This is a genomic window from Mycolicibacterium hippocampi (assembly GCF_010723735.1).
GTDB classification, from domain to species: Bacteria; Actinomycetota; Actinomycetes; order Mycobacteriales; family Mycobacteriaceae; genus Mycobacterium; species Mycobacterium hippocampi.
The window spans coordinates 2,427,816-2,441,358 of record NZ_BLLB01000002.1; the positions used below are offsets into that span (position 1 = coordinate 2,427,816).

Consider the following 13,543-nt stretch of genomic DNA (forward strand, 5'->3'; position numbering starts at 1 on the left):
CGCACATGGCAGACGGCCAACTCATGTACGTCGCTGGCAATCAAGTCTCCGCGGCCAGCGGCGCAACCGAACCGGTCATCAACCCGGCCACCAACGAGCAGATCGCGACCGTACCGCTCGGCGACGCCGCCGACGTCGATCGCGCAGTTGCCGCGGCGGAGAAGGCTTTCGACGACTGGGCAGCCACCCCGCCCGGGAAGCGCGCCGAGCTGCTGCTGAAGCTGGCCGATCGGCTCGAGGCACACGCCGAAGAGTTCGCGAAGCTGGAATCCCAGAACGTCGGCAAGCCCATCGCGGTGGCACGTGACGAAGTTCCCTTCGGCGTGGACAACATGCGCTTCTTCGCCGGCGCCGGCCGTGTGCTCGAGGGCCGCGCCGCCGGCGAATACTCCGCCAGCCACACCAGCATCATCCGTCGAGACCCGCTCGGTGTGGTGGGCAGCGTCGCACCGTGGAATTTCCCCCTCGTCATGGCGATCTGGAAGATCTGCCCAGCGTTGATGACCGGAAACACGTTGGTGCTCAAACCCAGCGAGCAGACCCCGCTGTCCACGCTGCGGTTGGCCGAACTCGCGGCGGATCTCTTCCCGCCCGGCGTCTTCAATGTGGTCACCGGCCAGGGCGAGACCGTCGGGGCTGCTTTGACCTCGCACCCGCGGGTACGGATGAGCTCGCTGACCGGTGACACCGCAACCGGCAAGGTCGTCGCCCGCGCCGGCGCCGACAATCTCAAGCGTCTGCATCTCGAATTGGGCGGAAAGGCGCCAGTGTTGGTGTTCGACGACTGTGACGCCGAGTTGGCAATCACCAAGATCTGTGAAGGTGGCTACGGGAACTCCGGGCAAGACTGCATGGCCGCATCCCGCGTGTACATCGCCGACGGAATCTACGACGACTTCGTCACCGAACTCACCCGCGCCGTCTCGAAGGTCGCCATGGGCGACCCCCAACTCGAGTCCACCGAAATGGGCCCAGTGATCTCCGAACGCCAACGCGACCGCGTCGCAGGCTTCGTCGACCGAGCGGTCGCCACCGGACCGGCCGCGCTCGCCGTCGGCGGACTCGGCAACGGACCCGGCTTCTGGTACAAGCCCTCGCTGGTCATCGACGCCGCACAAGACTCCGAAATCGTGCAGAAGGAAGTATTCGGTCCCGTCGTCACCACTACCCGGTTCAGCGACGAGGCCCAAGCCTTCGCATGGGCCAACGACGTCGAATACGGCTTGGCGGCCTCGGTATTCACCCGCGACGTCGGCCGCGCGATGCGCGCTGCCCGCAAGCTCCAATTCGGTACGGTCTGGATCAATGATCACCTGCCGATCGTGTCGGAAATGCCACATGGCGGCTTCAAACAATCCGGCCACGGCAACGACATGTCGATCTACTCCATCGAGGAATACACCGAGATCAAGCACATCATGATCAACCTCGAATCTTAGTTATCAGCCATTCCCTCACAACATTTTTGGAGTTCCCGGATGACTGCCCCCAGCCGCTCCGTCGTAGCGGTCAACCTTTTCTCGATGCTGCCCGGCGTGGACCCGGCCGACTTCGAGCGCTTCTCCACCGAGGTCGACCGGCCGACGTGCCTGGCCCACCGCGACATCGTCCGGCGATTCGAAGCGTTTCGAGTCAACGAGGCGCCCGATGGCGCCCCTGCGGACATCTTGGAAGTCATGGAGGTCAGTGATTGGGCGGCGTGGGAGACACTTCGCGACACCCACCCCACGATGAAGCCAGTCACAAAGGGCTTCGACGAACTCGTCGACCCAGCCACCGTTCGTACCTACTTCACTCACGCCATCCCTGGAGAACTCCAATGACCCACCCCGCCAACACCTATGACGCGATCGTCATCGGAGCCGGGCACAACGGCCTGATCGCCGCCGGATACCTGGCCCGCGCCGGCAAGAAGGTTCTCGTCGTCGAAGCCCGAGACGTCGTGGGCGGCGCGTGTACCAGCGAGGAGCTGATCCCGGGCGCCACGTGGTCGTCGTGTGCCTTCATCGCCAGCCTGCTGCGACCCGAGATCATCGCCGACCTGGAGCTCGAACGGTACGGCCTGGAGATGTACCAGACCGAGGCAAACGAGGTCAGCATCTTTCCCGACGGTAGCCATCTGTTTCTGTGGCGGGATATGGACAAGACGCTCAAGGAGATCGAGAAGTTCTCCAAGAGCGACGCCGGTGCGTTCCTGGACTTCGGTCTGCGGGTGAAGAAGTTCGCCTCCATCCTGACGCCGTTCCTGATGTCGCCCGCGCCGAGCCGCTCGCAGGTGTTGGCCGCGTTCGAGGCTGCCGGCGCCGAAGACTTGTTCAACGAGATGGTTCTGCTGTCCACCAAGGATCTGCTCGACCGATACTTCGAAAACGAGCACATCAAGGGCCTTTTCACCTTCTTTGGGATGATCTCTGTCTGGGGCGGTCCGTCGACGCCGGGTACCGGGTACGTGTACGGGCACCACTCCGTGGGCGAGTTCAAGGGCACTCTCGGCCAGTGGGGCTTCGTGAAGGGCGGCATGGGTGGCATCACCCAGGCGATGGCCCGCAGTGCCGAGGCCTACGGCACTGAGATCCGGTTGAACTCGCCGGTCGAGAGGGTTGTTGTCGACAGGGGTCGAGCCTCCGGCGTCAAACTAGCCAACGGCGAAATCATTTCGGCGCGCACGGTCATCTCCAATGCCGACCCGCAGCGCTCCATGCTGCAGCTACTGCCCGCCGGCACCGTCGACGCCAAACTGACGGCGAAGCTGGAAGACTACGACGCCCGCGGCTCGATGGCCCGCATTCACCTGCTGATCGACGAGCTACCCGACTACATCGGATTCCCTGCCGGAGTGCAGGGCCCACAGCACCAAGCACAGGCGATCATGGGCGCCTCCATCGAAAATTTCGAGCGCGCATGGGAGGCCGAACGCCGCGGCGAGATCCCCGACGACTTCGTCATCGAAGCCGTCATCCAATCGACCCACGACGACACCTTGGCGCCCAAAGGCAAGCACACCATGACCCTTGGCGTACAACAGCTTCCGTTCAACCTGGCGAGTACTGACTGGGACACCATCCGCGACGAGTGGGCCGACAAGGTGCTTGAGGTGCTGTTCCGCTACGCCCCCAACCTGCGCGGGCACATCCTCGAGCGGGTCATCATCACCCCCAAGGACCTCGAGCGTGACTACGGCCTGACCGGCGGCAACATCTTCCACGGCGCCATGTTCTTCGACCAGCTGTTCAACAACCGACCCACCCCGGAGCTCGCCGACTATCGCACTACCGTTGGCAACTACTACCTCTGCGGCTCAGGTACGCACCCCGGCGGCGGGGTGATGGGAGCCAACGGCCACAACGCCGCCCAGGTCGTCATCGCCGACCTCAACGGCACGCCGGCACCTACCGCTGCGCGCGTCGGACCCGCAGCCAAAGCCGGCGTCGTGGACCGGGCGATGGAGGCAGTGATGAGTACCAAGACCGGCAAGAAGCTCGGATACACCGTTGCGACCAGCCCCGCACTGCGCATGGTCGTCAAGTTCGTCGCCCGTAGTAAAACCACCCGCTAACCCAAGACAAAGGACCCGCCATGCTCGATCAGGACAGCCCTCAACCACAGGCAACCGCCAAAGAATCGCCCGATGGCGCACCAGGCCTGGCGCGCAACCAGGTTGGTGTTCTCGGCATTGTTTTCTTCGTCGTCGCCGCGGCGTCTCCCCTGACGGTTGTGGTGGCATTGTTCCCGGTGATCATCGGATCGGGAAACGGTGTCGGCATCGCCGGTGCCTTCGTGCTGGTAGCAATGGTTCTCACCGTCTTCGCAGTGGGCTACGTCGCGATGAGTAAACACATCACCAATGCCGGGGCCTTCTACGCCTTCATCACCCGAGGTCTCGGTAGGCCGGTGGGCCTGGGCTCAGCTTCCCTGGCGATCTTCGGCTACAACGCCATCCAGCTCGGCGTCATCGGCGGATTCGGCTACTACGCATCCGAATTCGTCACCAGGCACACCGAAGTTGTCATCCCGTGGTGGGTGTTCTCATTCCTGGTCATGGGCGCATCGCTGTTCCTGGGGATCCGGCAAATTCACGTCGGTACCCGCGTACTGGCCGTACTGCTGACGTTGGAGACCGGCATCATCGCGCTGCTCAACGTCGGAATCCTGTTCAATTCACCGACTCCGATCAGCGACTACTCGTTGCAGCCGTTCCTCCCTTCGGCCGTCTTCGCAGGCGCGCTGGGTGTCGCGCTGATGTTCGCTCACGCCTCGTTCATCGGATTCGAGGGCACCGCCATCTACGGCGAGGAAGCGAAGGACCCCAAACGCACCGTGCCCAGGGCCACATACGGCTCGGTGATCTTCATGGGGGCTTTCTACTCCGTCACCGCGTTCCTCATTGTCAACGCTGTCGGCGTGGACAATGCTGTCGGCCTCGCCGAGACCGAGGGGGGCAATCTGGTTTTCGCTGTCAGCAACAGTGTGCTCGGCAGCGTCGGCACCGAGGCGTTTCAGCTACTGATCATCACAGCCCTGTTTGCGGCCATTCTCACCTTCCACAACAACGTCGCCCGGTATCTCTTCTCACTGGGCCGCCAGGGCGTCCTCTGGTCCCGTCTGGGCACCACCCACCCCACCCGCCGGTCACCGGCGATCGCGTGCTACGTCCAGATCGGAATGGTCGCCGTCGTGGTGGCGATCTTCGCCGCCTTCGGCCTCGACCCCTACGCCACCCTGTTCACCTGGTGGACCGGTGTCGGCGCGGCAGCCATCATCCTGCTGCAGACCCTCGCCAGCATCGCGATCTTCGTGTTCTTCCGCCGCTCCGATGTGGACAAGCGGCCCTGGAACACCTTCATCGCACCCCTGCTCGGTATCGCCGGTCTACTGCCATTCCTCTGGTACGCAGTAACGGGAATGGATGTGCTGCTCGGTGGCGGCGGCTGGCTACAGATCTCGTTCACCGCGATGCTGTTCGCCTCGCTGGCCGTCGGAATCATCGGCGCATACATCATCAAAGCTCGGTCGCCGCAACGGTACGAGCAGCTGAACTCGACACTGGGCGATCGCGTTTAGACGACTCGAATGGTGAGCCCGGCGGGTGCTACGGCACTCGCCGGGTTGACCTTTTGGATCGGTGGATTGTCGTACCCCGTTGGCTGCAGGTGGCCCGGCAGCGCGTGCCGACCGAAGTCGCTGTCATGCCGCGGGCTCAAGGACGTCGACCCGGTCGGCTCAGGTCCGACAAGGTCCCCGCCACAGATGTACGGACCAGTGATTGCCTCGAGCGGGTTCGGCCAACAGCGTGGCCCTTCGAATCCGGGACCGTAGTGATCCGGGACCGTAGTGTTGACGCTGAGCGCCAGACCGAACAGACCTGGTCCGGGAGGACCACGACACCAAGGAGTGGAACACGATGAGCACATCCGCGTACGCGGTGGTCGATCCGTCGACCGGCGAGCTGATCCGGGAGTACCCGACTGCGACCGATGAGCAGGTCGAGCAGGCCGTTGCCGCCGCGGCGAAAGCCCACCGGGAATGGTCCCGTGGGTCGACCGTGGCCGAGCGCGCCGCGCTGCTCCGCAAGGTCGCCGAGTTGCACACCCAGCGCAAGAGCGAACTCGCCAAGATCATCCAACGTGAGATGGGCAAGCCGCTGGACCAGTCCGAAGGCGAGGTCGACTTCAGCGCCGCGATCTACGAGTACTACGCCGACAATGCCGAGAAGTTCCTGGCAGACGAGCCAATCGAGCTACTGGAGGGTGAAGGCTCCGCACTGATCCGCCGCAGCTCCGTCGGCGTGCTGCTCGGGATCATGCCGTGGAACTATCCGTACTACCAGGTGGCCCGGTTCGCCGGCCCGAACCTGGTGCTGGGGAACACCATTGTGCTCAAACACGCCCCGCAGTGCCCGGAGTCGGCCGCGGCATTGCAGCAGATCTTCCTCGACGCCGGCTACCCGGAGGGCGCCTACGTCAACATCTACGCCACCAACGAGCAGATCGCCGACGTCATCGCCGACCCACGCGTGCAAGGGGTTTCGCTGACGGGTTCGGAGCGTGCCGGCGCCGCCGTCGCGGAGATCGCGGGTCGCAACCTGAAGAAGGTGGTGCTGGAACTCGGCGGTTCGGACCCGTTCGTGCTGCTCAGCACCAACGACCTGGACTCGGCGGTGGAGGCGGCGATCGACGGACGCTTCGAGAACACCGGGCAGGCCTGCAACGCCGCCAAGCGGATCATCGTCGCCGAGGACGTCTACGACGAGTTCCTGGACAAGTTCACCAACAAGGTTCTCGCAAAGGCGGACGGGCTGGCCCCGCTGTCGTCGGTGGCCGCCGCGGAGCGCCTGGATGAGCAGGTCAAACGCGCCGTCGACGACGGTGCGACGCTGGTGTCGCAGGGGGAGCGCAACGGCGCCTTCTACCCGCCCGGCGTGCTGACCGGCGTCTCGCCGGATTCGCCGAGCTACAAGGAGGAGCTGTTCGGCCCCGTCGCCACCGTGTTCAAGGCGACCTCGGAGGAGCAGGCGGTCGAGATCGCCAACGACACCCCGTTCGGGTTGGGGTCCTACGTGTTCACCACCGATGACGAGCAGGCGCGCCGGGTCGCCGACAGGATCGAGGCCGGGATGGTCTTCGTCAACGCCGTCGGCGCCGAAGGCGCCGAGCTCCCGTTCGGCGGCGTGAAGCGGTCGGGCTTCGGCCGGGAGCTCGGACGCTTCGGCATCGACGAGTTCGTCAACAAAAAGCTCATCCGGATCAGCTGACCGGGGAGTGCGTTGTAACCTCACCGCATGGAAGTACTACGTGACGTAGTTGTACTGCTTCACCTCGTCGGCTTCGCGGTGACGTTCGGGGCATGGGTGGCGGAAGCGGCGGCGCGCCGCTTCCGCACCACCCGGGTGATGGACTACGGACTGCTGCTCTCGCTGTTGACCGGCCTCGCGCTGTCGGCACCGTGGCCGGCGGGGATCGACCTGAACTACCCCAAGATCGGGGTCAAGCTGGTGATCCTGGTGGTCCTCGGCGGCCTGCTGGGCATGGGCAACGCCCGGCAGCGCCGCACCGGGGACCCGGTGCCGCGCCCGCTCTTCGTCGGCGTCGGGGTGCTGGCATTCCTGGCGGCGGCGATCGCGGTCCTGTGGTGACCGACCCGACTATTGCTCGCCCAGGCCGATCAACTCGGTGACATGGTGGTCGCGTCCGGCGGTGTAGCCGCCGTCGACGGCGATGGCCTGGCCGCTGACGAAGCTGGCATCGGCCGAAAGCAGGAACGCCGCCACGGCAGCGACCTCCTCGGGACGGCCGAACCGGCGCAGCTTGTGTTCATGGCGTAGCCCCTCGCGCGGCCCGTCCATGCCGGGAAGCCCCATCACCGACTCGAACAACGGGGTCTCGATGAACCCCGGGCACACCGTGTTGGCGCGGATTCCGCTGGGCCCGTAGTCGATTGCGGCGTTCTTGGTCAGCAGCACCACCCCGCCCTTGGATGCGTTGTAGGCGCTGCCGCCGGCTGTCCCCTCGAGGCCCTCGACGCTGGACAGCGTCACGATCGCGCCGCGTTCACCGGCCACCCGGTCCTGGGTCAGCATCTGGGTCAGCGCGGCACGCATCACCACGAACGTGCCCTTGAGGTTGACGTCGACGACGCGATCCCATTCCTCCTCGGGTAGCAAGTGGATCGGACCGCCACCGCCCACGCCCGCCGAATGGACCACGCCGTCGAGGCGGCCCGCTGCCTCGACCACCGCGGCGACCGCGCGCTGCACTGCCCCGGAGTCGAGGACGTCGGCACGGTGATAGCCGAAACTCGTCGAAAGTCCGGGCGGCGCTTCGGGACTGACATCCACACCGATCACCGAGGCGCCCTCGTCGAGCAGCCTCCTGACGGTGGCCTCACCGATGCCCGACGCCGCGCCGGTGACCAGGACGCCCTTACCCGCAAGCCTGTGCATCGGCACAGTATTGCGCACGTCGGTGGATGTTGATCATCCATTGGCTGCCATATGTATGGTGTGGTGCATGCCACACGTCACTGGTGCCGCGGTCCGCGATCCGGAGCTGGCACGGCTGACCGGTCTGCCGTTCGACGACTCCGACGACGTGATCCGCACCGCGATCGCCGAAGCCAGTGTGCCCGCGCTGCTGATGTCGATGGTGCACATGACCGGCGACCTCGCCCTCCTCGACGAACTGCCGGGTCCGTTCATGCTCATCGCGATGGACCTGCAGGGCGGGATGAGCGAACCGGACAAACAGGCCGTGCGCGACCGGGCGTTCGAGGTCGTCCGCGACTACCGCGACAGGGGGTGCCCGCCGCCGTTCATCCCCGACGCGCACCAGCTGCGGGTGATGCTCGACGTGATGTCCGCTGGACAGGTCACCGACGAGTTCGTCGACTACATCGCTGCCGACCTCCGGTTCACCGACAAGGACCAGGCCGGGCCGGTGCTCTCCTCGACCGCTGAGCAACGTGCCGGCTTCCCGGTGGTCATCATCGGGTGCGGCGAGTCCGGGCTGCTGGCGGGGATCAAGCTCAAACAGGCCGGCATCCCGTTCACGATCATCGACAAGCAGTCCGGGGTCGGTGGCACCTGGCTGGCCAACCGCTATCCGGGATGCCGTGTTGATATCGCCAGCCAGTACTACACCTACTCGTTCGAGCCCACCGACCACTGGCAACACCACTACGCCACCCAGCCCGAGATCCTGCAGTACCTGGGCGACGTGATGGATCGCTACCAGATCGGCGAACACGTCCGGTTCGAGACGGAGGTAACCGGGGCCGCGTGGGACGACGCGACGTCGACATGGCAGGTGCAGATCAGGGACGCCGGCGGCACCTGCGAGACGCTCACCGCCCGCGGGCTGATCTGCGCGGTCGGCCAGTTCAGCAACCCGGTGATCCCGGACATCAAGGGCGCCAAGAACTTCGACGGCCCGTCGTTTCACACCGCCGACTGGGACGACACCGTCGACCTCGCCGGTAAGCGGGTGGCGGTCATCGGTGCCGGCGCCAGCGGGTTCCAGTTGGTCCCGGCGATCGCCGAGACCACCGCACACGTCGACGTCTACCAGCGCACCGCGCAGTGGATGGCGCCCAACGTCAACTACCACGCGCCCGTCGGTGACGGCGCCCGCTGGGCCATCCGGCATCTGCCGTACTACGGCCGGTGGCTGCGGTTCGTGTCATGGTGGCCGATCGCCGACGCACTCAACGAGCAGATCACCATCGACCCCGACTGGGACAACGGCGGGCTGTCGGTCAGCGCGGGCAACCAGACGATCCGGGAGGTGTTCGTCGCGTGGATGCAGGCGTTCACCACCGACGAGCAACTACTGGCCAAGGTGACGCCGAAGTACCCGCCGATGGGCAAGCGCACGCTTCAGGACGACGGCACCTGGCTGACCACGCTGACGCGTGACGACGTCGAACTGATCACCGACGGCGTCGCCGAGATCACCGCGGATGGGGTCGTCGACGGTGCCGGTGTGCACCGGCCCGCCGATGTTCTGTTGTGGGCCACCGGTTTCGACGTCAACCACCAACTCGGCCCCGTCAACATCCGTGGGGTGGGCGGCGTCGGCCTGAACGAGGTGTGGGGTGACGCCGCCTACGCCTACCTCGGCATGACGGTCAACGACTTCCCGAACTTCTTCTGCATGTTCGGGCCGGGCACCAACGCCGTCAACGGCGCCAGCCTGATCTACAACTCCGAATGCCAGATGCGCTACATCCTCGGGTGTATCGACATGGTGCTCACCTCGGGCGCCGCGTCGGCGATGCCCAAGGCCGAGGTGTGCACCGACTACGACCGGCGCAGCCAGGAACGGCTGAAGACCATGGTCTACTCCCATCCCGCCGTCACCAGCAGCTACTACAAGAACTCCGCAGGTGAGCTGCCGACGCTGTTCGCGTGGCGCATCGTCGACTACTGGAAGTGGACACACCGTCCGGACCCGGACGACTACGAACTGAAAATGCCTTGACAACAGGAGGATCGATGACAGGACGGCTGGCCGGCAAGGTTGCCCTCATCAGCGGGGGAGCCCGCGGAATGGGGGCGTCGCATGCCCGCGAGATGGTCGCCCACGGTGCGAAGGTGGTGTGCGGCGACATCCTCGACGGCGAAGGTGAGCTGGTGGCCAAGGAACTCGGTGAGAGCGCCCGCTACGTCCACCTCGACGTCACCCGCACCGAGGACTGGGAAGCCGCGGTGGCCCATACCGTCGCCGAGTTCGGCGGGCTGGACGTGTTGGTGAACAACGCCGGCATCCTGAGCATCGGCACCGTCGAGGACTTCGAACTCTCGGAGTGGCACCGCATCCTCGACATCAATCTCACCGGTGTCTTCTTGGGCATCCGCGCCGTGACGCCGACGATGAAAAACGCCGGGCACGGATCGATCATCAACATCTCCTCGATCGAGGGGATGGCCGGCACCATCGCCTGCCACGGCTACACCGCGACGAAGTTCGCGGTCCGCGGGCTGACCAAGTCCACCGCACTGGAGTTGGGGCAGTTCGGAATTCGGGTGAACTCCGTGCACCCGGGCCTGGTCAAGACGCCGATGGCCGACTGGGTGCCCGAGGACATCTTCGCCGGTGCGCTGGGGCGCATCGCCCAGCCCAGGGAGGTCAGCAACCTGGTGGTCTATCTGGCCAGCGACGAGTCGAGTTTCTCGACCGGAGCCGAGTTCGTCGTCGACGGCGGGGTGCTGGCCGGACTGGCCCACAAGGATTTCTCCGCTGTCGACGTCGACCAGCAACCCGACTGGATCGCCTAGGGCTCGCTGCGGGCCCGGTCCATCCGCCGGCCCAACTCCGCTCGGGATCCGATGCCGAGCTTGCGGTAGATCTTCGTCAGGTTGTGCTCGACGGTCTTGGTGCTGATGAACATCGACGCGGCGATGTCCTTGTTGGTGGCGCCGGAGGCCGCCATCTCGGCGACCTGCTGCTCCGACGGGGTCAGCCGGCTGAGGTCGTCGTTGGGCGTCACCACGGCGCGGGCGAGCTCGGCCTGGGCCCGGCGTGCCCACAACGGGGTGCCCAGCTGCTCGAACTGCTGCAGCGCCTCGGTGAGATTGGCTGCTGCCGTGTGCTTTTGGCGCAGCCGACGCTGCAGCTGGCCGAGGATCAGCTGGGTTCTGGCCCGTTCGAACGGCATCGGCAGCGCATCGTGTTCGGCCAACGCCTGATGCGCGGTCTTCTCGGCCGCGGTGACGTCTCCGCGCGCGGCCAGCAGCATCGCCCGGCAGCGGGCCCCGACCGCCTTCATCCAAGTCCGTCCGTGCTCGGCGCCGTTGTGCTCGAGTGCGGCGGTGAGGAACTCGGCGTCGTCGAGCCGGCCCACCCCGACCATGGCCTCGATCACGTCGGGAAGGTGCCAGGCGTACATCAGCTCGGTGGCAGGCGGGCGGCCGCTGGTCAGAAACGTCTTGTCCAGCGCCTCGAGTGCCTCGCGGTGATTGCCCAGCGACTCCTCCAGGAAGCACAGCGTCATCCCCGGCCAGTCCGCGACGTGCGACGAACTGCGGTTCTTCATCGCGACCAGGACCCATCGAGCGTCGGCGCGCGCGTCGTCCACCCGGCCGGCGTACGCCGCGACGGCCGCTCGCACCGTCATCGGGATGATCAGCACGTCGTCGCCGCCGAGTTGCTCGGCCCGTTCGACGGCCTCGGCGGCCTCCGCGGCGGCCTCTGCGAGCTGTCCGCGCCACACGTGGTTGATCGCCAGGAATCCGGCGATGGCCATCATGTCGCTTTCGGCGCCCCGCTCGACGCAGATCTCCCGGGCCGCCATCAGCTCCCGGTGCGCCTGCTCGAGCCGACCGGTCCAGGACAACGCGAGCGCGTGCACGAACGGCGCCCGGAAGATGATCGGGACGTCGAGGGAGCTGTCATAGAGCTCACGGGCCCGATCCAACGCGGCATGGTCCAGGCCGCGTCCGCACTGGAAGTCCACATGGACCGACCAGGACAGCGCGGCACTGGTCAGACCGGGCACGCCCAGCTCCTCGGCGAGCTTGACGGCGTCGCGGACGTGCCTGCGGGCATCGTCGAGCTCGCCGGTGCTGTTGAGCGCGAACGACAATCGAAGCAGCACCGTCACGGTCACGAAGATGTTGCCCGCAGCGTCGTCGAGTGCCTGGCGGAGCAGCTCGACAGCTTCGTCGTGCTCGTTCTGGTACATCCGCACCATGGCGAGCTGGCTGAACGCCATGGCCCGCAGGATTCCCGGCTCCATCGTCTCTGCGGCGGTGCTGACCAGTGTGCCCGCCTGGGTGGTGTCGCCGGCCAGGAAGTGGTTCTCCGCGGCCTTGATGCGCCGCAGCGGGTTGTCGCCACCCAGGCCGATCGCCAGGTCGACCAGTTCGGCGGCGGCGGCCGGAGCGCCCCGGGCCCGCGCGGCGTCGGCAGCCTGGTCGAGCGCGGTGAAGATCTCGTCGTCCGCATTCGCCGCGCCGAGCGCCAGGTGCCGCGCCTTGAGTTCGGGCTGGATTTCCAGCGCGCTCAGCCTGCGGTGCATGGCGCGGCGCACCGTCGGCCCGGCGTCGGCGTAGACGCCGCTGGCCAGCAGGGGGTGGGTGAAGCGGACCCGGTTTCCTTCCAGGGTGAGGATGCCGTCGGCTTCGACGTGCTCGACCCGCCGGACCAGCTCCGCGGTGGTGATGTCGTTGGCGCCGGCCAGCAGCTCGACGGTGGGTTCGGCGACGCAGGCCACGCTGAGCAGCAACGAGCGGACGTCGTCGTCGAGCAGGCCGATCCGTCTGCGGACCACATCGGCGAGCGTGGCGGGCAGCGGTTGTTCGGTGCCGGCCGGGCCGTCGCCGATCGCGCGGGCCAGTTCGATCGCAAAAAACGGGTTGCCGCCGGAGATCTCGGCGATTCGGAGCACGGTCGGACGGGAGAACGTCCGTCCCAGTCGTTCGGAGAGCACGCGGTGCAGTTGCCGGGTGTTCAGCGGGCGCACCGTGGCGCGGTGGACTCCGTCCGGACGGTCCAGGTGCATCCAGCTCACGGCCGTACCGTCGCCGGGTTCGCATCGTTCGGTGACCAGCACCCCGAACGCGCCCTTGAGCCGGCGTACGGCGAACTCGACCGCCGCGCGGCTGGAGCTGTCCAGCCACTGGGCGTCGTCGATCGCGACGATCACCGGCGCGTCGTCTGCCAACGCGTGCAGCACGTTCAGGAATCCTGCGGCCACGACACGCTGATCGGTGGGGGGTCCGTCTGCTCCCGCGCGCAGCAGCACCCGGTCCAACGCCAGCAGCTGCAGCGACGGCAGCCGCGCGAAGCACGCCGGTTCGAGGTCGCCGAGCAGGTCCGCCAGCGCCGCGAACGCCATCACCGACTCCGCCTGGCCGACACGCGCCGTCAGCACCCGGAAGCCGCGGTCGCGGGCCTGCTGCAGCAGCGACATCCACAGCGTGGTCTTGCCGATGCCGGCTTGCCCCTCGATGACCAGCCCGGTGGGCCGTGACGCTGCGGCAGTCAGGAATCCAGCTACCTGCCGATCCTCGGCAGGTGACCCGCTAGCGGAGGACACAGGGTCCATC

Annotated in this window: 10 protein-coding genes; 8 read left to right on the top strand and 2 right to left on the bottom strand. The window is 66.4% G+C overall.

Annotated features, from left to right (window positions below; translation table 11 throughout):
- Window positions 1-5: 5 nt before the first annotated feature.
- From G6N53_RS12825 to G6N53_RS12850, 6 genes are all read left to right on the top strand, one after another.
- Window positions 6-1,439: a gamma-aminobutyraldehyde dehydrogenase gene (locus G6N53_RS12825; protein WP_205390372.1), complete on the top strand. Its 1,434-nt coding sequence runs from the start codon at window positions 6-8 to the stop codon at window positions 1,437-1,439.
- A gap of 39 nt (window positions 1,440-1,478) precedes the next feature.
- Entirely contained in the window at window positions 1,479-1,823 is a 345-nt protein-coding gene (locus G6N53_RS12830) for a RedY/HapK family protein (RefSeq protein WP_163888808.1), read from the top strand.
- The gene (locus tag G6N53_RS12835) at window positions 1,820-3,556 is read left to right on the top strand and encodes a phytoene desaturase family protein (protein WP_163888811.1); all 1,737 of its coding nucleotides are present in this window, start codon (window positions 1,820-1,822) and stop codon (window positions 3,554-3,556) included. Before G6N53_RS12830 ends, G6N53_RS12835 begins: the two co-directional genes overlap by 4 nt.
- Window positions 3,557-3,576: 20 nt before the next feature.
- Complete coding sequence (locus G6N53_RS12840) at window positions 3,577-5,061, top strand: APC family permease (RefSeq protein WP_163888813.1); 1,485 nt, start codon at window positions 3,577-3,579, stop codon at window positions 5,059-5,061.
- Window positions 5,062-5,401: 340 nt separating this feature from the next.
- Complete coding sequence (locus G6N53_RS12845) at window positions 5,402-6,751, top strand: NAD-dependent succinate-semialdehyde dehydrogenase (protein ID WP_163888815.1); 1,350 nt, start codon at window positions 5,402-5,404, stop codon at window positions 6,749-6,751.
- A gap of 27 nt (window positions 6,752-6,778) precedes the next feature.
- The gene (locus G6N53_RS12850) at window positions 6,779-7,132 is read left to right on the top strand and encodes a Fe-S protein (RefSeq protein WP_163888817.1); all 354 of its coding nucleotides are present in this window, start codon (window positions 6,779-6,781) and stop codon (window positions 7,130-7,132) included.
- A gap of 9 nt (window positions 7,133-7,141) precedes the next feature.
- Here the strand turns inward: G6N53_RS12850 and G6N53_RS12855 are convergent, their stop codons facing one another.
- Window positions 7,142-7,939, bottom strand: a complete 798-nt coding sequence (locus G6N53_RS12855) for an SDR family NAD(P)-dependent oxidoreductase (RefSeq protein WP_163888819.1) — start codon at window positions 7,937-7,939, stop codon at window positions 7,142-7,144.
- 67 nt (window positions 7,940-8,006) lie between these two features.
- Between G6N53_RS12855 and G6N53_RS12860 the strand changes: the two genes are divergently transcribed.
- Both G6N53_RS12860 and G6N53_RS12865 read left to right on the top strand, forming a co-directional pair.
- Window positions 8,007-9,974, top strand: a complete 1,968-nt coding sequence (locus G6N53_RS12860) for a flavin-containing monooxygenase (RefSeq protein WP_163888822.1) — start codon at window positions 8,007-8,009, stop codon at window positions 9,972-9,974.
- Between the two features lie 14 nt (window positions 9,975-9,988).
- Complete coding sequence (locus G6N53_RS12865; protein WP_163888824.1) at window positions 9,989-10,771, top strand: glucose 1-dehydrogenase; 783 nt, start codon at window positions 9,989-9,991, stop codon at window positions 10,769-10,771.
- On the opposite strand, the gene G6N53_RS12870 is transcribed toward G6N53_RS12865, so the two are convergent.
- Complete coding sequence (locus G6N53_RS12870) at window positions 10,768-13,542, bottom strand: helix-turn-helix transcriptional regulator (RefSeq protein WP_237166513.1); 2,775 nt, start codon at window positions 13,540-13,542, stop codon at window positions 10,768-10,770. The genes G6N53_RS12865 and G6N53_RS12870 overlap by 4 nt on opposite strands.
- Window position 13,543: the final 1 nt, after the last annotated feature.

What these genes read in the sequence shown, in the direction of transcription:
- G6N53_RS12825 (WP_205390372.1), top strand. Translation starts at nt 6, where the DNA reads ATGGCAGACGGCCAACTCATGTACGTCGCTGGCAATCAAGTCTCCGCG.
- G6N53_RS12830 (WP_163888808.1), top strand. Translation starts at nt 1,479, where the DNA reads ATGACTGCCCCCAGCCGCTCCGTCGTAGCGGTCAACCTTTTCTCGATG.
- G6N53_RS12835 (WP_163888811.1), top strand. Translation starts at nt 1,820, where the DNA reads ATGACCCACCCCGCCAACACCTATGACGCGATCGTCATCGGAGCCGGG.
- G6N53_RS12840 (WP_163888813.1), top strand. Translation starts at nt 3,577, where the DNA reads ATGCTCGATCAGGACAGCCCTCAACCACAGGCAACCGCCAAAGAATCG.
- G6N53_RS12845 (WP_163888815.1), top strand. Translation starts at nt 5,402, where the DNA reads ATGAGCACATCCGCGTACGCGGTGGTCGATCCGTCGACCGGCGAGCTG.
- G6N53_RS12850 (WP_163888817.1), top strand. Translation starts at nt 6,779, where the DNA reads ATGGAAGTACTACGTGACGTAGTTGTACTGCTTCACCTCGTCGGCTTC.
- G6N53_RS12855 (WP_163888819.1), bottom strand. Translation starts at nt 7,939, where the DNA reads ATGCACAGGCTTGCGGGTAAGGGCGTCCTGGTCACCGGCGCGGCGTCG.
- G6N53_RS12860 (WP_163888822.1), top strand. Translation starts at nt 8,007, where the DNA reads ATGCCACACGTCACTGGTGCCGCGGTCCGCGATCCGGAGCTGGCACGG.
- G6N53_RS12865 (WP_163888824.1), top strand. Translation starts at nt 9,989, where the DNA reads ATGACAGGACGGCTGGCCGGCAAGGTTGCCCTCATCAGCGGGGGAGCC.
- G6N53_RS12870 (WP_237166513.1), bottom strand. Translation starts at nt 13,542, where the DNA reads ATGGACCCTGTGTCCTCCGCTAGCGGGTCACCTGCCGAGGATCGGCAG.